Raw genomic sequence first — 21,469 nt, 5'->3', positions numbered from 1 at the left:
AATACGGTCAATTCGACGCATCATCATCCGCATCAACGGCAGCACAATGTGACCTTAATCACATTACAACACCGTAATTTTGTTTTGATTATGTGATTAAAATCACTAAATATCATCACCACCTCACGTTATTGCCCTATAGCGATGGTTTCAACAACGGTAAAAGTGGTGGTAATCCGTTCATCAAATCGCGCTGCTGTGTTGCCAGAGGCGTAATAAGCGCGTTGTAACGCGCCGCCTGCTGTGCCATTTCAAACTGCACCTGATTTACCACAAAAGTGACCTGCTTGCCCTGAGCCTGAAGGAAGTCGCCCACCTGCGCCAACTGCTGTGCCAGCGTGGCGGCGGTTGGTACCACGTTCTCCAATGCCGCCGCCGGTTGGGCAACCACTTGCGAGTAAACGCGCTCATACAGCACTTGCACCTCTTGCGGCTGGCTCAGGTTACGGCGGGCTTAATCTCATATCGTTATACACATCTTTCTAACGCACTGTTTAATCAATGAGTTACGGGTTTATCTCAGAGTGGCATTTTGAACCTCAAAAAGCCAATGGGATGGCTTGAATGCCTTAATTCACGGGGTTCTGAGCATCCTGTTCAAAAAATGGCCAAAAGATGTGTATAACGATATGGCTTAATCTGCCTGGGTTTTTGCCGCCTGCACCTGCTGCCCCAACAGGTTTATTGCCCCAACAGCGCTACGCACGCCGTCGCGTTGCGTCAAATAATCCTGTGGCACACGAATCTGAGAAACGTGCTCCAATAACGGTTTGAGGCTCACCGCCATGCTTTGCTGCAACTGCTGGGAAAAGGTGGTTAAGATGGCGTAATCGTTGGCAAAATCTATGGTCACCCCCATTTTTGCAACACTGATCTTTGATTAATGGTGGGCTTGCTTAAATCTATCCGGCGTCTTTATGGCCAAGGATGCCCGTGCCACGATGAGTTTCGCACCTGATATTCCTAAAAAGGCCATCGGCTTCATTGAGCCATTTTCATTTTTTGGTTTTATATCAGGCCGTCAGGTCGTTCATGTCATCAATAATCAGTCTTCGCAAAACCAGATGGGTAACTTCGTTAAATTGCTGACTGTTAGATCAGCATTACTGTTCAAACACGGTATTTCGTGTCGTTATTGCCCAAGCTATTCGAGCTAATTTATTTGCTAATGCACAGCACACAACGCAAGAATGTTTCCTGCCCAACTGAGACCTTACCCAATCAGCTAATCTCCCTGATTGATGGTCAATTCTTAGGATAAATACCCGCGCACATTGAACAAGCAATCGGCGAAGGTTTTTATCTCCACGCTTGCTAATACCCAGCCGAGTATTCTTCCCTCCAGTACTGTATTGGCGGGGTACAAGACCGGTGGAAGCGGCAAAATTACGACTGTTTTCATATTGCTTGCCATCGCCTAACTGTGATGACAAAACGCTGGCTGTTATCGGTCCAACACCAGGGATGGTCATTAAATGCTGGCCAGTTTCATCTAAATAACTGTTCCGAATAGTAGATCACCTGAAGGGAACTCAGTCCGAGTAGAGCGATCTGATCAATCGATAAAGATCCCAAATCATCAACCGGACTGAGCGATGTCGAGCATAGCACCGATACCCCGTAACGAACGACGCCTGATGAAGAAAACTCTCCATAAAACGCGTGACAAGAATCACGCCCGCAGGCTGACCGCCATCCTGATGTTGCACCGGGGCGAGCGCGTGAGCGATGTCGCCAGAATGCTTTGCTGCGCCCGTTCGTCAATCGGCAGATGGATTAACTGGCTCACCCTGTACGGCATTGAAGGCCTCAAATCTCTGCGGCCCGGTCGTGGCCGTCGCTGGCCGTTTGAACAGATCTGCGCACTGTTAATCCAGCTCGTAAAGCGTTCCCCTCATGATTTTGGCTATCAGCGTTCGCGCTGGAGCACGGAACTGCTAGCGATAAAAATCAATGAGATAACCGGTTGCCAGTTGCATGCTTCCACGGTGCGCCGTTGGCGGCCTTCTGCCAGTCTGGTGTGGCGACGCGCAGCTCCTACGCTGCGTATCCGCGACCCGCATAAGGAAGAAAAAATGGAGGCCATCGCGATGGCGCTGGAACAATGCAGCGCGGAACATCCCGTCTTTTACGAAGACGAAGTGGATATTCATCTGAATCCCAAAATTGGCGCGGACTGGCAGGTTCGCGGGAAGCAGAAACGCATCGTGACGCCGGGCAAGAACGAGAAATATTATCTGGCGGGTGCATTACACAGCGGGACGGGAAAAGTCAGCGATGTTGGAGGAAACAGTAAAAGTTCGTGTTTGTTTATCAGTATGTTAGAGCATCTGAGAGCAACGTACAGACGGGCAAAAACGCTCACGCTGATAGTTGATAACTACATTATTCACAAAAGCCGGGAGACGCAGCGCTGGCTGGAAGAAAACCCGAAATTCAGGGTTATTTATCAGCCGGTGTACTCACCATGGGTAAATCATGTAGAGCGGTTATGGCAGGCGTTGCATGAAACCATTACCCGCAATCATCAATGCTGTTCAATGTGGCAGTGACTGAACAAGGTTCGCCGCTTCATGGAAACCGTCAGTCCGTTTCCCAGTGGAAAATATGGACAGGCAAAAGTGTAGCGGTATTAGGAACAGCTATTTAGAGAGAGTGCCTGCCCAAGTTCTCTTTCGAGCTTTGCTATCTGCCCAACCAAATATTGGTAATGATCGTGTAATCGAAGCAGCAACTGTGCCAGATAAGGTGGCAAGTCATTATCAGCCAGAACAGCTGAAAGCCTTTTGATTACCGCAATACCTTTCGGCATGCTGATACCAAACTCCAGTAAAAAAGCATGCATTTGGTTAGTCGTTTTAACGTTGTATCTGACCAACGACTCCCTGACGCGATGCAAGGCTCGCATAGCCTGCTGAGCCTCAGTTCTTGGCTGCACAAACCGCATGGAAGGGCGTGATCCGGCTTCGCATATTGCTTCGGCATCAACGAAATCGTTCTTGTTGCTCTTGACAAAAGGGCGGACAAACTGCGGAGAGATCAACTTTACTTCATGCCCCAGCTCACTGATCCGACGAGCCATAAAATGGGCACCGGCGCAGGCTTCCATTACAACGGTAGTAGGTGTACACGTAGCCAGAAACTCGATGAGTTTGGTTCGGGTAAACTTTTTCCGCAGTAATGCCTTGCCTGATTTATCCTGACAATGAATGTGAAAAGAATGTTTGCCGAGATCGATACCAATAAGCGTGACGTTTTGCATGATGGCCTTCTCCATAAAGAAACACCCTGTCAGCGTACCGCTCACAGGGTGGGGGTGACCATCTCATTAGGCCAAACACGCGTTTCATCATCAGGACTGTGGTGATGGCCATATCTGAGTAGTGGAGCGGTCGTCCACGCCGTTCAGTAGTCGTTTTTTCCGTCCATGCAGCAATGGCTGATTCATCTAGCCATACGGTTAGAGAACCGCGCTGCTTGAGGGCCTTGTTATAGGAGGGCCAGTTAGTGATTTTAAAATTTTGTTTTGCCATGGAGACCTGATGTTGAAACAACTATGGTGATCTGATCCGATGATTACCCAAACTTTCTATTTATTCAACAAAGCCCGTTCGCCTGTGTAACGCATACCGGTCGTGTGCAACGCCCGCTGTCTCCACCGTCATTTGCTCAGGAAGAGGCCGCCAGACGGGGAATAAATGTCGTTGCCTGTTCCTGATAGCGTGGTACATCGTTGACTTGGCCTTGTTGAATAATAGTAAATCGTGCTGTTTTACTATGCCCATTTTGGTAGAAAATGCTTATCACCTCAGGCATTCCGTTTTCTCATGATGCTTAACTGCATGATTTTACATTGCTGGAAACAATCGTTTTACTGGGCTGGTAGCATAAAATCTGTTTATTCAACAAAGCCCGTTGACTTGGAAAATCGCCACCGCCTGCGTGAGCTGGCGTGCTTGTTCTTCCAGTAAAGCCGCTGCGGCAGCGGATTGTTGCACCAATGCAGCGTTTTGTTGCGTAACGCCATCGATATCATTAATCGCCTGACTTACCTGATGGATGCCCTGACTTTGTTCATCGGATGCGGTGGCGATCTCTTCGATCAACGCATTTACCTGACCGATGGCCTCAATAATGCTATCCATCACATCGCCGGTGCGGGTTACGTGACGCGCGCCGGCATCGACGCGCTCAACGGATTCGGCAATCAGGGTTTCGATATCTTTGGCGGCCTGCGCGCTTTTTTGTGCCAGATTGCGCACTTCACTGACAACCACGGCAAACCCGCGTCCTTGCTCGCCGGCGCGTGCCGCTTCGACCGCCGCGTTCAGCGCGAGAATATTGGTCTGGAACGCGATGCTGTTGATCATGCTGGTGATGTCAGTGATTTTATGCGAGCTGGCGGCGATGCTGTCCATAATACCACCCAACTCTTTGCCCATTTCCCAGCCCTGTTTCGCCACGCCGGTGGCTTTTTCTGCCAGACACGTGGCCTGATGGACATTGTCGGTGTTGTGCTTGAGCGTGGTACCCAGTTGTTCCATGCTGGCTGCCGTTTGTTGCAGTGCCGCCGCCTGCTGCTCGGTACGGTTGGAGAGATCGTTATTGCCCGCATAGATCTCTGACGTCCCCACGTAGATGGCATCGGCGCTGCCGCTAATGGCAATGACGGTCGCCTTCAGGCTGTCTTGCATTTCCCGTAAATAGGGCACTAACTGTCCGGCATCGTTGCGGCCAAAGCCATCCAGATTCTTCTCCAGTTTGCCTTCGGTCAGGGTGCGGAAGTGGTGGCGGATCGCGGTGAGAGGCTTGATGACGCAACCGACCAGATAGCGATCGGTGAGCAGCAGGATCACCGCGCCAGCCAACAGTGCTACCATCAGGATGTTTTTGCACCATGACACCAGACGATCGATGGTTTACACTGTCTGGTTATCGGCGGCGACCGCCTGATAACCATTGACGGCAGCAATAAACTTTTCATTCAACGGATGAAAGTCATCGCGGAATACGCGCCGATATTCAGCAAACTTTTTCTCTTGCAGCGCGCTCATCATCGGTTGCAGACCCTGTTGCAGGACGTTCTGCCAGTTTTGCACGGTTTCATCGACCGTTTGCTGAGCAACCTGCGGGTGAGGCATGACTTTGAAGGCCTCCAGGCTGGCGGCACTGTTTTTGTATTCGTCAACAGCTTGCGCCAGCGTGGCATCGACATCGGTCAATTTGCCGCTTTGCATTAGCGTTACCACCTGATTCAGGCGGATTGCGGTGTTCATGGATTGGTTCGCGCCTTTGGTCAGCGTGTTCAGTCCTTCCACCTGGGTGTTACCCACGATCAAATAGTGCGTTGCCTGATTAAGGGCAGAGAGCGTAAACCACGCCACACCCCCCCACACAGCAAAAGAAACAGCGTCAACACCATCAGCAGCACCTTTCTGATGGTCATATTGCGTAAAAAAGACATGATGATACCTATCCATTTTCCAACCCCTGGTGATGTTAAGCTACGGCAAGATATGGGAATTCTTACATACGTCTTTTTATAGGTCGAGGGCAGTATAACAAACTGAAATTGTTGAAAGTTACCCAATGTAAACCCCAATCGCGTACAGGGGATATGTCGACGAGGGGCGCTCGTGGTATGCTCAAGTAAAAAACGTTTATTCCCATCATGGTCTACAGGGCGTGTGCCTTTGCGCGGCTAGGCAATGTTGCGTTATTTATGTTGCTTTTATGTAAACGGAATTAACAAAACGTTCAAAAATTGATATGCTGGAGTGCATGACGATCTTACTGCCGGGTACGCCACCCTACATTTTCACAGGCGGAGGACACATCGCCTGACGCGTAATCGGGTATGGACATCACAACCGGGAGCGAGAGCGCCGGACATAACGAAGACAATGAGAGCGAGGAGAGAATCGTGCTAGAAGAATATCGCAAGCACGTGGCCGACCGGGCTGCACAGGGCATCGTACCTAAGCCGTTAGACGCTTCACAGATGGCAGCGCTGGTGGATGCGCTGAAGAAACCGCCTGTTGGCGAAGAAGAAGTGTTGCTGGATCTGCTGGTAAACCGCGTGCCGCCGGGTGTTGACGAAGCCGCCTATGTTAAAGCCGGTTTTCTGGCGGCTGTCGCGAAAGGGGAAGCCCATTCTCCGTTGGTCAGCCCGGAAAAAGCCGTTGAACTGCTTGGCACCATGCAAGGCGGTTACAACATTCATCCGCTGATTGAAGCGCTGGACAATGAGGCATTGGCTCCCATCGCTGCCGATGCGCTGTCGCATACACTGCTGATGTTCGATAACTTCTACGATGTGGAAGAGAAGGCCAAAGCCGGTAACGTACACGCCAAACGCGTAGTACAATCCTGGGCTGATGCCGAATGGTTCCTGTCTCGCCCTAAACTGGCAGAGAAAATTACTGTCACCGTTTTCAAAGTCACCGGTGAAACCAATACCGATGATCTTTCTCCGGCACCCGATGCCTGGTCTCGCCCTGATATCCCACTGCATGCGTTGGCGATGTTGAAAAACGCCCGCGATGGCATTACGCCGGATCAACCCGGTGCCGTTGGCCCGATCAAACAGATCGAAGCGCTTAGCCAGAAAGGATACCCCCTGGCCTACGTGGGTGACGTGGTAGGAACCGGTTCTTCGCGTAAATCCGCCACCAACTCGGTGCTGTGGTTTATGGGGGAAGATATCCCGCACGTGCCGAACAAGCGCGGTGGTGGTGTGGTGCTGGGCGGCAAAATTGCGCCTATCTTCTTCAACACCATGGAAGATGCGGGCGCGTTGCCGATCGAAGTCGATGTGAACGAATTAAACATGGGCGATGTGATCGACATTTACCCCTACAAAGGTGAAGTGCGCCTGCACGACAGCGATACCGTGCTGGCAACGTTTGCTCTGAAAACCGACGTACTGCTCGATGAAGTGCGTGCGGGCGGTCGTATTCCGCTGATCATTGGCCGCGGTCTGACCACCAAAGCGCGTGAAGCGCTGGGCCTTCCTGCGAGCGATGTCTTCCGTCAGGCGAAGGATGTGGCGCAGAGTACGCGCGGCTTCTCGCTGGCGCAGAAGATGGTGGGCCGCGCCTGTGGTGTTGCTGGGATTCGTCCGGATCAGTATTGCGAACCCAAGATGACCTCCGTCGGTTCTCAGGACACCACCGGTCCGATGACCCGTGACGAACTGAAAGACCTTGCCTGCCTTGGCTTTTCTGCTGACCTGGTGATGCAGTCATTCTGTCACACGGCCGCCTATCCGAAGCCGGTTGACGTCACCACGCATCACACGCTGCCGGACTTTATCATGAACCGTGGTGGTGTTTCCTTACGTCCAGGCGATGGCGTTATCCACTCCTGGCTCAACCGCATGCTGCTGCCGGATACTGTAGGCACCGGCGGTGACTCCCATACCCGTTTCCCGATCGGTATCTCCTTCCCGGCAGGCTCCGGACTGGTGGCGTTTGCTGCCGCCACGGGCGTGATGCCGCTGGACATGCCGGAGTCGGTGCTGGTGCGCTTCAAAGGCAAGATGCAACCGGGGATTACCCTGCGCGATCTGGTGCATGCCATCCCGCTGTATGCCATCAAACAGGGCTTGTTGACGGTTGAGAAGAAAGGCAAGAAGAACATCTTCTCTGGCCGCATTCTGGAAATTGAAGGGTTGCCCGATCTGAAAGTGGAGCAGGCATTTGAACTGACCGATGCCTCAGCAGAGCGTTCTGCCGCTGGGTGTACCATCAAGCTGGATAAAGACCCGATTATCGAGTACCTGAACTCTAACATCGTGCTGCTCAAGTGGATGATCGCCGAAGGCTACGGCGATCGTCGTACGCTGGAGCGTCGCGTGCAGGGCATGGAAAAATGGCTGGCCGATCCGCAACTGCTGGAAGCCGATCCCGATGCGGAATACGCCGCAGTGATCGATATCGATCTGGCTGACATCAAGGAGCCCATCCTGTGTGCGCCGAACGATCCGGACGATGCGCGCTGGCTGTCGGATTTGCAGGGTGAGAAGATTGACGAAGTGTTTATCGGCTCCTGCATGACCAATATCGGCCACTTCCGTGCTGCGGGTAAGCTGCTGGATCAGCACAAAGGCCAACTGCCGACGCGTTTATGGGTTGCGCCACCGACCAAGATGGACGCCGCGCAACTGACGGAAGAGGGCTATTACAGCGTGTTTGGCAAGAGCGGTGCGCGCGTCGAGATCCCTGGCTGCTCCTTGTGCATGGGCAATCAGGCGCGAGTAGCTGATGGTGCAACGGTGGTGTCGACTTCTACCCGTAACTTCCCGAACCGCTTGGGTACTGGCGCTAATGTCTATCTGGCGTCTGCGGAACTGGCGGCGGTAGCGTCGTTGTTGGGCAAACTGCCGACGCCTGATGAATATCTTGCTGCGATGGCTCAGGTGGATAAAACCGCGCAGGATACTTATCGCTACCTGAATTTCGATCGGCTGGATCAGTATACGGCGAAAGCGGACGGGGTGATTTTCCAAAGCGCTGTCTAGTTTCTGTATGTGATGAATAAGACAAGAGCCCATGATGATATGGGCTCTTTTTTTTGGCCGATCGCCCTTGAGCACGCAAGTAGGCCTCTGCATGGCCGATGCAACGCTGATGTAGCCCCCTGTAACACCAGACAGTAGCTGTATCTCTAGATAAGAGATAGGCTTAGATATATGTCTAACAATCATGCTAATTTTGAAATGACCGGGATCCTGTTAGGGCAAGAAGTCCGTAAGCGTAAAACTCCGCAAGAGAAAATCGCCATCATTCAGCAGACAATGGAGCCGGGGATGAACGTCTCCCATGTAGCCCGCCTGCATGGCATCCAGCCCAGCCTTTTGTTTAAGTGGAAGAAGCAATACCAGGAAGGAAGCCTCACCGCCGTTGCGGCCGGAGAAAAAGTGGTTCCAACTTCGGCGCTGGCGACTGCCCTCAAGCAGGTCCGGGAGCTACAGCGCCTTCTGGGTAAGAAGACGATGGAAGTTGAGATCCTCAAAGAAGCAGTGGAGTACCGCCAGTCGCGAAAATGGATAGCGCACGCGCCCTTGTTGCCAAAGGACGGGGAATAGCTCTGGTCAGCCGCGCCATGAGCGTGTCGCGTGCGCAGCTGTCACTGCGGGTTAACCGTTCTGCCGACTGGCTGGACAGGCGCAGCAACCGGCGTAATGACGAAGCTGATACTGAGATATTATCGGACATCCTCCGTATCATCAGCGACATGCCCAGTTACGGTTACCGCCGAGTGTGGGGTATCCTGCGTAAGCAACGTCGTGCAGAGGGACTTCCACCGGTGAACGCCAAACGGCTTTACAGGATAATGAGCGAGCATAACCCATATCGTTATACACATCTTTCTAACGCACTGTTTAATCAATGAGTTACGGGTTTATCTCAGAGTGGCATTTTGAACCTCAAAAAGCCAATGGGATGGCTTGAATGCCTTAATTCACGGGGTTCTGAGCATCCTGTTCAAAAAATGGCCAAAAGATGTGTATAACGATATGAGCATAACCTGCTGTTGTTGCATGATAAAACTGAACGTCCGAAGCGGGAGCATAAAGGCAAAATCGCGGTAGCAGAGAGCGATATGCGCTGGTGCTCAGATGGCTTCGAGTTCGGTTGTGACAACGGCGAGAAGCTGCGGGTGACGTTCGCACTGGACTGCTGCGACCGGGAGGCCATAGACTGGGCAGCGAGCACCAGGGGTTATGACAGTTCAACCGTGCAGGATGTGATGCTGAGGTCGGTGGAAAAACGCTTCGGTAGCGCGCTGCCGGATAAACCAGTGCAATGGCTGACGGATAATGGTTCAGCGTACACAGCGCATGAAACGCGGAAGTTCGCCAGAGAACTGAATCTGGAGCCTTGCACAACAGCAGTGAGCAGTCCACAGAGTAACGGCATGGCAGAACGGTTCGTGAAGACGATGAAGGAAGATTACATCGCCTTCATGCCAAAACCCGATGTGCGAACAGCGCTGAAGAACCTTGCAGCGGCGTTCAATCATTACAATGAAAACCATCCGCACAGTGCGCTGGGATACAACTCCCCAAGAGAATATCGGCGCCAGCGGGCATCGTTAACTTAAGAGACAAAAGCTGTCCGGAGATGGTGGGTCAAGATCAATGGCCGATGCAACGCTTAAACAGTGTGTCCAGCATGCGTTTATCTGTATTAGCTCAGACCTGATCTGACAGTTACCGGTTATTTATACAGGTGTCTGTCAGATTAAATCTGGTTCAGATTTTTTTCTGCCCAGACTCGTTTACCATCAAGTAACGTGGCCATTGGCGTACGCCCGCAGCACATTTTACCCTGATGAGTTCGCTCATTATTGTAATGCCACAACCAGTTGTCCAGATCCTTTTGTAGACTTTCTAGGTCCTCGTATAACTTCTTACGGAACGCAACCTGATAAAAATCCTGCAAAATAGTTTTATGGAAGCGCTCGCAGATACCGTTTGTCTGCGGAGACATCGCTTTCGTTTTCGTATGGTCTATATCGTTGATAGCCAAGTACAGCTGATAGTCATGTTGTTCCACTTTACCGCAGTACTCCGTCCCCCCCCCCCTGTCCGTCAGTATTCTTAGCATTGGCAGCCCCTGAGCTTCGTAGAACGGCAGCACGCGATCATTGAGCAGGTCGGCGGCAGAGATCGGTGCTTTACTCGTGTAAAGCTTGCAGTGCGCCACTTTCGAGTACGTATCCACGAACGTCTGCTGGTAGATACGGCCAACACCTTTCAGATTACCCACGTAGAAGGTGTCCTGCGACCCCAGATAACCCGGGTGAGCAGTCTCTATTTCACCACAGGCTTCGTCGTCGTGCGCCTTCTTCTCCAGTGCAGCGATTTGAGCATCAGTAAGTACGATGCCTTCTCTGGCAACTTTTTCCTCAAGTGCCTTCAGGCGCTTACGAAAGTTTTCCAGATCGTGTCGTTGCCAGATGGAGCGCACACCGCTGCCAGAAATGAAGACGCCTTTTTTACGCAGCTCATTACTGGTCCGGTGCTGGCCATGAGCCGGGAACTCAATGGCGTAATCAACAACCGCACGTTCAGTGGCTTCATCAGCACGGTTTTTCAGGTTGGGAACCCGGCGGTTTTGGTTAACCAGAGCGTCAATGCTGTAGTGGCACACTGATACTGGCCACCTGATCGGAGGTGATATGCTCACCTCATCAACACGACAGGTGACCTCATGGGTAAACATTTTACGGCGGAATTTAAGCTCGAAGCCGCAAAGCTGGTTGTCGACCACGGCTACACATACGTTAAGGCCGCAGAGGCGGTTAATGTCAGCCATTCTGCCATTAGTCGCTGGGTCAATAAGCTTCGCCTTGAACGACAGGGAAAAACGCCAACGGGACTTCCTCTTACCCCTGAACAGCTCGAGCTGCGTGAGATGAAGAAAAAAGTCCAATGCCTTGAAATGGAGAACGAAATCCTAAAAAAGGCTACGGCGCTCTTAATGTCGGACTCACTCAACGGTTCACGGTAGTCGACAGGCTGAGGGCGCGATACCCGGTCACGGCGTTGTGCCAAACTTTTGAGGTACATCGCAGCAGCTACAGGCACTGGCAGGCTTCCGCTAATGAACCCGACGGTGAGCGCGTGGTTAAGTGTAGCCGCGTCATGGAAGCCTGGAACGCCAGCGGCGGCTCTGCCGGCGCTCGAAGTATCGCGACCATCGTCACCGGCAGCTCCGGTGTCAAAATGGGGCGCTGGCTGGCTGGCAAGCTGATGAAGGAGCTGGGTATCGCCAGCTGCCAGCGACCGGCTCACAAATACAAACGCGGCGGCAATGAACACGTTGAAATACCGAACTATCTCAACCGCCAGTTCGCGGTTACCGCGCCGGATCAGGTCTGGTGCAGCGATGTGACCTACATCTGGACGGGCAAATGCTGGGCTTACCTTGCGGTGGTGCTAGATCTGTTCGCCCGCAAACCGGTGGGCTGGGTGCGTATTCGCATGCGATCGATCATCGATTCGCATCTAAGGTCGATCACGTTTTCGCATCGTAATCGATCACCCGGGAACCTAACTTTTTTATCGTTTTAGCGTGTTTCTTCTGCGCTTTCCACTGCCAGGCTATTTTTCCTTAATGATTCTCCCTGAAGCTCCACTCTGTGAGAGTTGTGGATCAGCCGATCCAGGAAGGCATCTGCCGCCGTCGGGTTTTCCATCACTCCGTACCATTGCTCCACCGGCAACTGGCTGATAAGGATCGTGCTGGTTTGCCCATATCGCTCTTCCGTTATTTCCAGCAAGTCATTGCATTGCCGCGTTGTGATAACTTCAAGACCAAGGTCGTCCAAGATAAGAAACTCTATTTTTTGAAGCTGTTTCAGTTGCTTAAGCCAGCTGCCGTCCAGTCGGCCCTGCTCAAGCTGATCCAGCAGCCGACCCATGCGCCAGTATTGAACGCTTCTCTTTTGCCGGCACGCCTGCTCGCCCAGGGCACAACCTACCCAGCTTTTTCCGCTGCCAGTTGGCCCTGTTATCAGGATATTCTTGCTGTGGGTGATGTAATGCCCGTTCAGAAGCTCGCGCATCTGTTCGGCCTTTAACCCTCGGGAGACCGGATAGTACATACCCTCAGGGGTTGCACCGTGGCGCAACCGTGCCTGCTTTCTCAACCGCCCAACACGGCTGTTTTCACGATTCAGTAGCTCTTCTTCGACAAGTAACCCCAGGCGTTCTGCGAACCCCAGCTCATTGTATGTACCAGGTGCCTCACGCTGGCGTATCATGCCATCGGCCATTGCCGACAGCTTCAGCGTTCTAAGTTTGGTTAGCAGGTCATCAGTCATAACGACTCCCTTTTTCAGTGGTAATATTTTGGACCACGCAGATTCTCGTGCTCCAGTGGAAGCTGTAACTCTCTATTTCCTTTAGCTGTTTCTCCGATGCCCTCCCTGTTGTGACGCAGCTGATTCTCGATAAAACGCCTTTCCGGATGGTTCAGCCCGCAGGCCTTGTCACAGGCTTTTTCCAGCCGTTCGGCACCGTATTTTTTCTGGAGCGACAGTAGGCCGAGAACAGCCCGATAAGCCTGCTCAGGATGATTCTTCGCGTTTAGCATCGCTTCCACCACCTGCCGGGTCGCCTTGCCGGTTCTCGCGGCATTATCCAGCAGCTTTTCAGGTGTCCAGCTGCTGTGCCCGCGGTGATTGACCGGCATGTGTGCCGGATTCGTGCTGTGGCTGTACTGCCGATCGCTGCGAGGGTGCTGAGCCACGCAGCGGCCCTTATGCCAGACCTGGACCAACGTCTGACCCGCTTTTACCGACAGCCTTTCACCAACCAGCTCATGGGGAACGGAGTACCAGTGGCGGTCGTATTCGACGTGATAGTCAGGAGCGACCTTCACCGCACGGTATTCGGTGTATTCATAGGGCATGGCTGGCAACGGCTGCAGGCACGGCGCATCGAGCAGCGCAAAGCGCTGCGCTCGGCTCTGGCCCCCATAACCTTTCATTGGCCGGTTATTCAGCTCGATCATCAGCTCACTGAGCCTGACGTTGAGCGCATGCATCGTATGGAAGGTTTCATTGCGTATTCGCGCCAGGAGCCACCTTTCGACCAGCAGGACGCCGTTTTCCACTTTGGCCTTGTCTTTCGGTTTGTAGGGTCTGGCTGGCATCACTACCGTGCTGTAATGCGAGGCCAAAGACTGATAGCTGTCGTTGATGACCGGCTCGTAGCGATCTGCTTTGCTCACCGCGCTACGCAGATTATCGGGTACCAGCAGGGCTGGAACGCCGCCGAGGAAGGTCAGGCAGTGGCTGTTAGCATTCAGCCAGCTCATCATGTCCTGACCGGGGCAGGCTTCTGCATAGGTATAATTTGACGCTCCCATGACAGCGACGAAGATGGCGACCCGGCGCACATTTCCCGTATCGGGGTCGGATACCGGCACCGTGGGCCCGCAGAAGTCGATGAACAGCTTCTCACCGGCACGGTGGGTCTGGCGCATCGAGCGTTTCTGGCATTTCTTCCATTGGCGATAACAACGGCAGAACTGAGAGTAGCCCAGCGCCATTTCTCCGGTTTCGGTGCTGTATTCTATCCACAACAGCTGCCTGGTAACCCCTGGCCGTCTTAGCTCGGTATCGATATACAGCCAGTCTGGCGCGATAAGCTCCGAGGTGCGCATTCTGCGGGTGGGGAACAGCATCTTTTCCAGTTTTTCTGGCAAGAGCGCATCAGGCAATGGCCACGACAGCGATGCGGCGGTAAAACGGGAGAGCACCTCATAAACTGTGGAAGGGCTGACCCTAAGAGCAGCGGCGATGGTGCGATTAGACTGGTTGCACTCAAATTTGAGTTTGAAGATCTGAAGACAAGTCTCCATGGGACTCCTGCTTTTTCTCTTTCTGGCCATCGTTATCTCCATTTCAGTAGAAACTGCGAACGGAGAGGAGGTTAGAAGAGTTAAGTCCCGGAGTGATCGATACGACGCGAATCAGTGATCGACCTTAGATGCGAAATCGTGATCGATTGTCATGCGAATCACTGATCGATCACGATGCGAATATGCAGCTGGGCCATGTCGACGTCGCCGGACTCGGCGCTGACAGTTAAAGCGTTGCAGATGGCCTGGGAACTCCGGGGACAACCAACAGGAGTCATGTTCCACAGCGACCAGGGCAGCCACTATACCAGCCGTCAATACCGGCAAGCCCTGTGGCGCTGCCGGATAAAGCAGAGTATGAGTCGGCGGGGTAACTGCTGGGATAATGCGCCAATGGAGCGGTTCTTCCGCAGCCTGAAGACAGAATGGGTGCCGACAAAGGGTTACAACAGCTTCAGCGAAGCCCAGGACGCGATTATCCGCTACATCACGGGGTATTACAGCGCTATCCGGCCTCACTGGTATAACGGCGGCTTAACTCCAAACGAATCTGAGCGACTGTTCTACATACAGTCTAATGCGGTGGCCAATATTAGTTGACCACTACATAATGATTGGGGCTTTGTTGAATAAATCAGAACTTGTAACGACTGTGCCCCAGGTCGATTGTTACGTGATGCGAATACTGTTCGGCATTCCTAATAGCGTGATCCGGTTAAGCGCTTTGACCATCGCCATGGCTTCACCCACCTGAGCATCGTAGTCACGCAGACTTAGATGACCACCCAGAAGCGTTTTGAACCGGAACATGGCCGTTTCAGCCACTGAGCGTCGGTGATAGCCCACTTTCTTTTTCCAGGTATCGTTGCTGCCGCTCAGGCGCTGATTTGCAACAGCGTGGTTACGCTCGTGGTAGTGGTCCGGCCAATATTGCGCCCCCCTTCGCGGCGGGATAAGCGGCCTTATTTTCTTCCTCAGCAGAGCATCATGGCAGTAACCTGTATCGTAAGCGCCGTCAGCCGATGCCTCTCTGATTTTCCGGTGGGTCTGGTTTATCAGTGCCGGTAGAGCCTGGGCATCAGTCGTACCACTGAGCGACAAATCCGCACAGATAATCTCATGCGTCGCACTGTCTACTGCCAGATGCAGCTTACGCCACACCCTGCGTCTGTCGGCACCATGCTGCCGGACTTTCCATTCGCCTTCGCCAAAGACCTTCAGGCCGGTTCCATCAATGACCAGATGTGAGATTTCACCACGGGTTGGCGTTTTTATGCTGATGTTCACTGTCTTTGCTCGCTTGCTGAGCAGCGAATAGTCTGGACAATGCAGCGACAATTTAATCAGTTTAAAAATCGAGTCAACAAAACCCTGTAAAGCCCTCAATGAAAGGCCAAACACGCGTTTCATCATCAGGACTGTGGTGATGGCCATATCTGAGTAGTGGAGCGGTCGTCCACGCCGTTCAGTAGTCGTTTTTTCCGTCCATGCAGCAATGGCTGATTCATCTAGCCATACGGTTAGAGAACCGCGCTGCTTGAGGGCCTTGTTATAGGAGGGCCAGTTAGTGATTTTAAAATTTTGTTTTGCCATGGAGACCTGATGTTGAAACAACTATGGTGATCTGATCCGATGATTACCCAAACTTTCTATTTATTCAACAAAGCCAATGATTGGCTAACTAATGATTAGTATATTGAGTAAAAAATGTAATTGAAAAATCACAATGATGATATTAGTCTATTTTAAAGAAAATAATATTTTTTTTGGTTTCCATTATTGTAAGTTTTACGAAAACACACAATCCCCTCTGATAAAACACACCATAAGCAATTGTTTTATCTGAATGGCACCAAATAAATCACCACCTGTCAGCAAAATCCTAAAGGAAGATAAGTTATTTATTAATGAGTTATCATTTTTCTTTTTTTCAAAACAAAACAGCGAGTTAATAAAAAACAAAAAACGTCATGCAATAAATATTGCTTAGCCATAAAATTAATAACATCACTAATTATTTATGTCAGTCAACATACAAAAAAATGTGACTTAGATTAAAATTTTAGAATTAAAATCACAGGGGCGCTGATAAAAAAATTGCGCTTAATGCCAGTTGTCCAATTAAAAAATGCCATTGTCCGCACACGTGGCTCATTACCTGCAATAGAAAAAAACAACCCCATGAATATAAATAACTTTTTCTTTTTCATTAAAATAGGAACGACCTGTAAAAATAATTAAAATGCCAAGAAATCATTTCTCTCTCAATAATTACCTTTTATTTGTTTTTCTCTCATTTTTTGCTTAAATGATACCGCAACACAGTAAAAGCGCTTTTCATTTTTATTGAAACAAATATACATCCTACCATCGGCATAAGGATCATTATGCCGGAGCAAAACCCACCTCGTTATACACATCTCTGTTCGTGCCTGAGCGCGCGTAGCGTTTCGGCGGCCGTCATGACTTTCTGCAAGCCTTTCCTGATAGTTTTTGCGCCTGGTTCACCGTCGCCTTTTCGAGCAAGAAAGCCTCCCAGTTGCGCAACTAAGCGCAATACTTCGTTTAGCTTAGGGCGGCCCTTGGGCATACGCTTGTTCATCAGTAGGTAAGCGCCATGAGTCTCGTCGGAATCAAAGAACAACATTGCGTCCAGCTCTGGACAGGTTCGTCCCATACGCATTAAATAGGCGATGCGCCATGCCACGATCATGAACAGCGCCAATGCCCGCTCAATGCGATCCACGGTCGATAACTGTAACGCTTCGACACAGCAGCCGTTCTTCAGCACATTGAAGAACATCTCGATTTCCCATCTAGCCCGATACCAGTCGATCAGCTCCACGATATCTTCTCGTCCTTCAGGTACGCGATTGCTCAGCAACCGCCACTCGACCGGCTTCACACCTGCTGGCGGCTCAATTTCCTTGGCTATCACACAAGTCACTGCCAACCCGCAACGCAGCGACACTCGCTTCACGCGCAGCGCCTGTTTCACCGTACGCGCCTTCTGCCCCGCGCGAGCCGCCATAACGAATTGGATTTCTCCCACCGGCACGGTCTTTCCAACCTTCTGCCAAAGCTTCTCATTACAGTCCAGACTGCGATTATGAGTCGAGCGGATCAACCAGTCAGCCTGAGTGCCAAGGTCATCAGCGAGCTGCATCAACGCCTTGATATCCGCTTCGCGATCGGCTAAGTACACCAGACGTGTGTTTGGCAACTCCGAGGCGAGTTCAGCAACTCGCTCGTATCCCTCGAGCCAGCGCGTACTCTCCTTGATCCCATCGCGTTTTCCGTCTGCATCCTTCGGCTCTCTTGCCCACATCCACGCATCCAGTACGCCCAACCCCACGCGATCCGGACTGACCGCGTAGGTCGGATGCAGATACAGACCACGCCTGGCTTCGTAGTTCAAGGGACCCAAGCCTTGGATTTGCTGCCCGTTGAAGTCAAGCTCGGTAGTGTCTTGGATACACAGCACAACCTCGTGTTCTCGGATCCTTTCCTGCGTACGCTGCCAGTGAGGTTGCAGAATGTCTCGCCATTCGAATGCTTGGTTCTCCATGAAGCGGTAAGCACCCAGCGTCTCAGACCATCCGAGGCACGCATGCGGAATGCTGGCTTTGTAGTGGTCAACTAATATTGGCCACCGCATTAGACTGTATGTAGAACAGTCGCTCAGATTCGTTTGGAGTTAAGCCGCCGTTATACCAGTGAGGCCGGATAGCGCTGTAATACCCCGTGATGTAGCGGATAATCGCGTCCTGGGCTTCGCTGAAGCTGTTGTAACCCTTTGTCGGCACCCATTCTGTCTTCAGGCTGCGGAAGAACCGCTCCATTGGCGCATTATCCCAGCAGTTACCCCGCCGACTCATACTCTGCTTTATCCGGCAGCGCCACAGGGCTTGCCGGTATTGACGGCTGGTATAGTGGCTGCCCTGGTCGCTGTGGAACATGACTCCTGTTGGTTGTCCCCGGAGTTCCCAGGCCATCTGCAACGCTTTAACTGTCAGCGCCGAGTCCGGCGACGTCGACATGGCCCAGCCCACCGGTTTGCGGGCGAACAGGTCTAGCACCACCGCAAGGTAAGCCCAGCATTTGCCCGTCCAGATGTAGGTCACATCGCCGCACCAGACCTGATCCGGCGCGGTAACCGCGAACTGGCGGTTGAGATAGTTCGGTATTTCAACGTGTTCATTGCCGCCGCGTTTGTATTTGTGAGCCGGTCGCTGGCAGCTGGCGATACCCAGCTCCTTCATCAGCTTGCCAGCCAGCCAGCGCCCCATTTTGACACCAGAGCTGCCGGTGACGATGGTCGCGATACTTCGAGCGCCGGCAGAGCCGCCGCTGGCGTTCCAGGCTTCCATGACGCGACTACACTTAACCACGCGCTCACCGTCGGGTTCATTAGCGGAAGCCTGCCAGTGCCTGTAGCTGCTGCGATGTACCTCAAAAGTTTGGCACAACGCCGTGACCGGGTATCGCGCCCTCAGCCTGTCGACTACCGTGAACCGTTGAGTGAGTCCGACATTAAGAGCGCCGTAGCCTTTTTTAGGATTTCGTTCTCCATTTCAAGGCATTGGACTTTTTTCTTCATCTCACGCAGCTCGAGCTGTTCAGGGGTAAGAGGAAGTCCCGTTGGCGTTTTTCCCTGTCGTTCAAGGCGAAGCTTATTGACCCAGCGACTAATGGCAGAATGGCTGACATTAACCGCCTCTGCGGCCTTAACGTATGTGTAGCCGTGGTCGACAACCAGCTTTGCGGCTTCGAGCTTAAATTCCGCCGTCAAATGTTTACCCATGAGGTCACCTGTCGTGTTGATGAGGTGAGCATATCACCTCCGATCAGGTGGCCAGTATCAGTGTGCCACTACACTTGCGGATTCTCAGCCAGCCGTATCAAAAGCCCTTTGGCACGCTTATTGAGCCTCGTGTCACCAAGATTTACCCCTTCCAGTTCTTGGTGTGCCCAGCCATCTGAATCCCGTGTCATTTTTCAGCGCCGTAAATGGCGATAGTACACGTCGGTTTCACTTCATTTACAACCCCACCGGCTGCCTATTTCAGCCCGCTAACCCTTGGCATATAAGGCGTTGCGGACTTGTGTATAACGAGGTGAGCAAAACCAGGTAATGCCTTCAAATAGTTGGCTTTTGTGATATTCTGCCGCTATTTGAGGTTTCCACGTGGTTACTGTTTTTGTTCATTGCCCTCGCTGCCATTCAGATAAAGTTTATCGACATGGCCTTAGTCCAACTAAGCGCGAACGCTTCCGGTGTCACTGCTGTCGCCGTGTATTCCAGCTTACCTACCGCTATGAAGCGCGAAAGCCGGGAGTCAAAGAGCAGATCGTTGATATGGCCTTCAACGGTGCCGGTGTTCGCGATACCGCCAGAACGTTGAAAATAGGCATCAATACGGTCATCCGGGCTTTAAAAAGCTCTCGCCCCGCAGGATAACGTCTTCTCCCGTTGCTCACGCCGACGTCGCCCTTATCTGTGAACTTGATGAGCAATGGAGCTTCGTTGGCAGTAAGGCGCTACAGCACTGGCTCTGGTACGCTTACAATACCAAAACAGGCGGTGTTCTGGCCTACACTTTTGGCCCCCGAACCGATGAGACCTGCTGTGAATTGCTGGCTCTGTTGACACCGTTCAACATCGGCATGATTACCAGTGACAACTGGGGCAGCTATGCAAGAGAGGTTCCGAAGCAGAAAGATCTGACTGGCAAGATCTTCACGCAACGCATAGAGCGCAATAACCTGACGCTCCGTACCCGCATTAAACGACTGGCGCGTAAAACGATTTGCTTCTCGCGCTCCGTCGAGATCCACGAAAAAGTCATCGGAGCCTTCATCGAAAAACACATGTTCTACTAATTGGAGTCATTACCCAAAACCATAACTCCCTCAGGAGACGACAGGAATGAAACACGTCTTACTTTCACTTACCGCAGGACTGCTGACGTTAACCGTACAAAGCGCGTTCGCCGCGAATACCGGCGGCTATGCGACCAACGATGGCGGCGATATCTCTGGTGCCGTTAAAAAAACCGCCCATTCCATGCAGGATATCATTGATATCATTGAAGCCGCGCGCGTGGACAGCAGCGCCAAGAAAGTGAAAACCGGTGCATATCCACTGGTGATCACCTATGACGGCAACGAAGATGCGCTGATCAATGCGGCGGCTGCCGATATTTGCAGCCAATGGAGCAAGCCCGCACGCGGGGTTGAAATCAAGGAATTAACCAAAGGGATAACAATACTCGGCACCAACGGCTCTTCCGCCAACTTTGGTCTCTGGTTAGTGAAATCTTCCGATGTGGTGATTCGTAATATGCGTTTCGGCTATATGCCGGGTGGCGCGAGTGATGGCGATGCCATCCGCGTAGATAACACGCCGAACGTCTGGGTTGACCATAATGAGATTTATGCCAAAAACTACGAGTGCGCCGGCACACCGGATGGCGATACCACGTTTGAATCTGCCGTCGATATCAAGAAAGCATCGACGAACGTAACGGTATCTTATAACTACATCCATGGTATTAAAAAAGTAGGATTAAGCGGCTCTAGCAGCAGCGATACGGGCCGTAACCTGACTTACCATCATAACGTTTACAGCGATGAGAACGCCCGCTTGCCGTTGCAGCGTGGGGGGCAAGTGCACGCCTATAACAACCTTTATTCCGGCATTACCAGCTCAGGGATAAACGTACGTCAGAATGGGCTCGCGCTGATCGAACGTAACTGGTTCGAAAATGCCGTCAACCCCGTGACGTCACTCTATGACGGCTCCAACTTTGGCACCTGGGTTCTGCGTGATAAAAACGTCAGCAGCGCTTCTCAAAACGCCACTTATAACATTACCTGGACCAGCGATTCCAAAGCTTATGTTAACGCTCAAGATTGGACGTCTACTGGCACCTTCCCATCGCTGCCATACAGCTATTCACCAGTCAGCGCCCAGTGCGTAAAAGCGAAGCTGGCACAGTTCGCCGGTCAGGGAAAAGGCCTGGCAGTGCTGACGACGGCCGCGTGTAACTAAAGCTACTACCTGTAGAAACCATCAAGGCCACGCAATG

At 52.0% G+C, this 21,469-nt stretch carries 13 protein-coding genes and 9 pseudogenes; 8 read left to right on the top strand and 14 right to left on the bottom strand.

Annotation, left to right across the window (positions count from 1 at the left end):
• Positions 1-136: 136 nt before the first annotated feature.
• Together ACWWJF_RS16100 and ACWWJF_RS16095 are read right to left on the bottom strand one after the other, a co-directional pair.
• Complete coding sequence (locus ACWWJF_RS16100; protein ID WP_455871129.1) at positions 137-442, bottom strand: DUF3053 family protein; 306 nt, start codon at positions 440-442, stop codon at positions 137-139.
• 192 nt (positions 443-634) lie between these two features.
• Positions 635-859: a DUF3053 family protein gene (locus tag ACWWJF_RS16095; protein ID WP_455870027.1), complete on the bottom strand. Its 225-nt coding sequence runs from the start codon at positions 857-859 to the stop codon at positions 635-637.
• A 58-nt stretch (positions 860-917) separates the two neighbouring features.
• On the opposite strand from ACWWJF_RS16095, the gene ACWWJF_RS16090 reads away from it, so the two are divergent.
• Complete coding sequence (locus ACWWJF_RS16090; RefSeq protein ID WP_455870026.1) at positions 918-1,157, top strand: hypothetical protein; 240 nt, start codon at positions 918-920, stop codon at positions 1,155-1,157.
• Here the strand turns inward: ACWWJF_RS16090 and ACWWJF_RS16085 are convergent.
• Positions 1,104-1,493 (bottom strand): annotated as a pseudogene (locus ACWWJF_RS16085) (transposase); the annotation flags it as partial. The gene ACWWJF_RS16090 and the pseudogene ACWWJF_RS16085 overlap by 54 nt on opposite strands.
• A gap of 102 nt (positions 1,494-1,595) precedes the next feature.
• Between ACWWJF_RS16085 and ACWWJF_RS16080 the strand changes: the two are divergent.
• Positions 1,596-2,627: pseudogene (locus ACWWJF_RS16080) on the top strand (IS630 family transposase).
• A gap of 26 nt (positions 2,628-2,653) precedes the next feature.
• Here the strand turns inward: ACWWJF_RS16080 and ACWWJF_RS16075 are convergent.
• From ACWWJF_RS16075 to ACWWJF_RS16060, 4 genes and pseudogenes are all read right to left on the bottom strand, one after another.
• Positions 2,654-3,262, bottom strand: a pseudogene (locus ACWWJF_RS16075) (IS110 family RNA-guided transposase); the annotation flags it as partial.
• Between the two features lie 67 nt (positions 3,263-3,329).
• A pseudogene (locus ACWWJF_RS16070) lies at positions 3,330-3,533 on the bottom strand (transposase); the annotation flags it as partial.
• 369 nt (positions 3,534-3,902) lie between these two features.
• A complete protein-coding gene (locus tag ACWWJF_RS16065) occupies positions 3,903-4,868 on the bottom strand; it encodes a methyl-accepting chemotaxis protein (protein WP_455870025.1) in 966 nt (321 codons plus the stop codon).
• A 51-nt stretch (positions 4,869-4,919) separates the two neighbouring features.
• The gene (locus ACWWJF_RS16060) at positions 4,920-5,480 is read right to left on the bottom strand and encodes a Tar ligand binding domain-containing protein (protein WP_455870024.1); all 561 of its coding nucleotides are present in this window, start codon (positions 5,478-5,480) and stop codon (positions 4,920-4,922) included.
• Between the two features lie 443 nt (positions 5,481-5,923).
• Between ACWWJF_RS16060 and acnB the strand changes: the two genes are divergently transcribed.
• Complete coding sequence (gene acnB / locus ACWWJF_RS16055; protein ID WP_455871128.1) at positions 5,924-8,521, top strand: bifunctional aconitate hydratase 2/2-methylisocitrate dehydratase; 2,598 nt, start codon at positions 5,924-5,926, stop codon at positions 8,519-8,521.
• 198 nt (positions 8,522-8,719) lie between these two features.
• Positions 8,720-10,107 (top strand): annotated as a pseudogene (locus ACWWJF_RS16050) (IS3 family transposase).
• Between the two features lie 140 nt (positions 10,108-10,247).
• On the opposite strand, the pseudogene ACWWJF_RS16045 reads toward ACWWJF_RS16050, so the two are convergent.
• Positions 10,248-11,210, bottom strand: a pseudogene (locus ACWWJF_RS16045) (IS481 family transposase); the annotation flags it as partial.
• A 9-nt stretch (positions 11,211-11,219) separates the two neighbouring features.
• On the opposite strand from ACWWJF_RS16045, the pseudogene ACWWJF_RS16040 reads away from it, so the two are divergent.
• Positions 11,220-11,980, top strand: a pseudogene (locus ACWWJF_RS16040) (IS3 family transposase); the annotation flags it as partial.
• A 98-nt stretch (positions 11,981-12,078) separates the two neighbouring features.
• Here ACWWJF_RS16040 and istB read toward each other — a convergent pair.
• Positions 12,079-12,834, bottom strand: coding sequence for an IS21-like element helper ATPase IstB (istB, locus tag ACWWJF_RS16035; RefSeq protein ID WP_455868472.1), 756 nt, complete (start codon positions 12,832-12,834; stop codon positions 12,079-12,081).
• Between the two features lie 14 nt (positions 12,835-12,848).
• Positions 12,849-14,378, bottom strand: a complete 1,530-nt coding sequence (gene istA, locus ACWWJF_RS16030) for an IS21 family transposase (RefSeq protein ID WP_455870023.1) — start codon at positions 14,376-14,378, stop codon at positions 12,849-12,851.
• 189 nt (positions 14,379-14,567) lie between these two features.
• Here istA and ACWWJF_RS16025 point away from each other — a divergent pair.
• Positions 14,568-14,978 (top strand): annotated as a pseudogene (locus ACWWJF_RS16025) (DDE-type integrase/transposase/recombinase); the annotation flags it as partial.
• 69 nt (positions 14,979-15,047) lie between these two features.
• Here ACWWJF_RS16025 and ACWWJF_RS16020 read toward each other — a convergent pair.
• The 4 genes and pseudogenes from ACWWJF_RS16020 to ACWWJF_RS16005 form a co-directional block, all read right to left on the bottom strand.
• Entirely contained in the window at positions 15,048-15,971 is a 924-nt protein-coding gene (locus tag ACWWJF_RS16020) for an IS5 family transposase (RefSeq protein ID WP_455868634.1), read from the bottom strand.
• A gap of 817 nt (positions 15,972-16,788) precedes the next feature.
• Positions 16,789-18,003, bottom strand: a pseudogene (locus ACWWJF_RS16015) (IS4 family transposase); the annotation flags it as partial.
• 10 nt (positions 18,004-18,013) lie between these two features.
• A protein-coding gene (locus ACWWJF_RS16010) for an IS3 family transposase (RefSeq protein WP_455870022.1) occupies positions 18,014-19,182 on the bottom strand; the annotation gives its coding sequence in 2 pieces (ribosomal slippage) (positions 18,014-18,927 and positions 18,927-19,182; 1,170 coding nt in all).
• A 68-nt stretch (positions 19,183-19,250) separates the two neighbouring features.
• Entirely contained in the window at positions 19,251-19,373 is a 123-nt protein-coding gene (locus ACWWJF_RS16005; protein WP_455870021.1) for an IS4/Tn5 family transposase DNA-binding protein, read from the bottom strand.
• A gap of 193 nt (positions 19,374-19,566) precedes the next feature.
• Between ACWWJF_RS16005 and ACWWJF_RS16000 the strand changes: the two genes are divergently transcribed.
• Positions 19,567-20,261, top strand: a protein-coding gene (locus tag ACWWJF_RS16000) for an IS1 family transposase (protein WP_455870020.1) whose coding sequence is annotated in 2 segments (ribosomal slippage) — positions 19,567-19,810 and positions 19,810-20,261 — 696 coding nt in all. Because the reading frame shifts where the segments join, the coding sequence is not laid out codon by codon here.
• Between the two features lie 46 nt (positions 20,262-20,307).
• Positions 20,308-21,432: a polysaccharide lyase gene (locus ACWWJF_RS15995; RefSeq protein ID WP_455870019.1), complete on the top strand. Its 1,125-nt coding sequence runs from the start codon at positions 20,308-20,310 to the stop codon at positions 21,430-21,432.
• Positions 21,433-21,469 lie beyond the last annotated feature (37 nt).

This window comes from Symbiopectobacterium sp. Eva_TO, from assembly GCF_053848865.1.
Note: the sequence above shows the minus strand (reverse complement) of the source record. Positions and strands in the feature narration are given on the sequence as shown.

What these genes read in the sequence shown, in the direction of transcription:
- ACWWJF_RS16095 (WP_455870027.1), bottom strand. Translation starts at nt 859, where the DNA reads ATGGGGGTGACCATAGATTTTGCCAACGATTACGCCATCTTAACCACC.
- ACWWJF_RS16090 (WP_455870026.1), top strand. Translation starts at nt 918, where the DNA reads ATGGCCAAGGATGCCCGTGCCACGATGAGTTTCGCACCTGATATTCCT.
- ACWWJF_RS16060 (WP_455870024.1), bottom strand. Translation starts at nt 5,480, where the DNA reads ATGGATAGGTATCATCATGTCTTTTTTACGCAATATGACCATCAGAAA.
- istB (WP_455868472.1), bottom strand. Translation starts at nt 12,834, where the DNA reads ATGACTGATGACCTGCTAACCAAACTTAGAACGCTGAAGCTGTCGGCA.
- istA (WP_455870023.1), bottom strand. Translation starts at nt 14,378, where the DNA reads ATGGAGACTTGTCTTCAGATCTTCAAACTCAAATTTGAGTGCAACCAG.
- ACWWJF_RS16020 (WP_455868634.1), bottom strand. Translation starts at nt 15,971, where the DNA reads ATGGCAAAACAAAATTTTAAAATCACTAACTGGCCCTCCTATAACAAG.
- ACWWJF_RS16005 (WP_455870021.1), bottom strand. Translation starts at nt 19,373, where the DNA reads ATGACACGGGATTCAGATGGCTGGGCACACCAAGAACTGGAAGGGGTA.
- ACWWJF_RS15995 (WP_455870019.1), top strand. Translation starts at nt 20,308, where the DNA reads ATGAAACACGTCTTACTTTCACTTACCGCAGGACTGCTGACGTTAACC.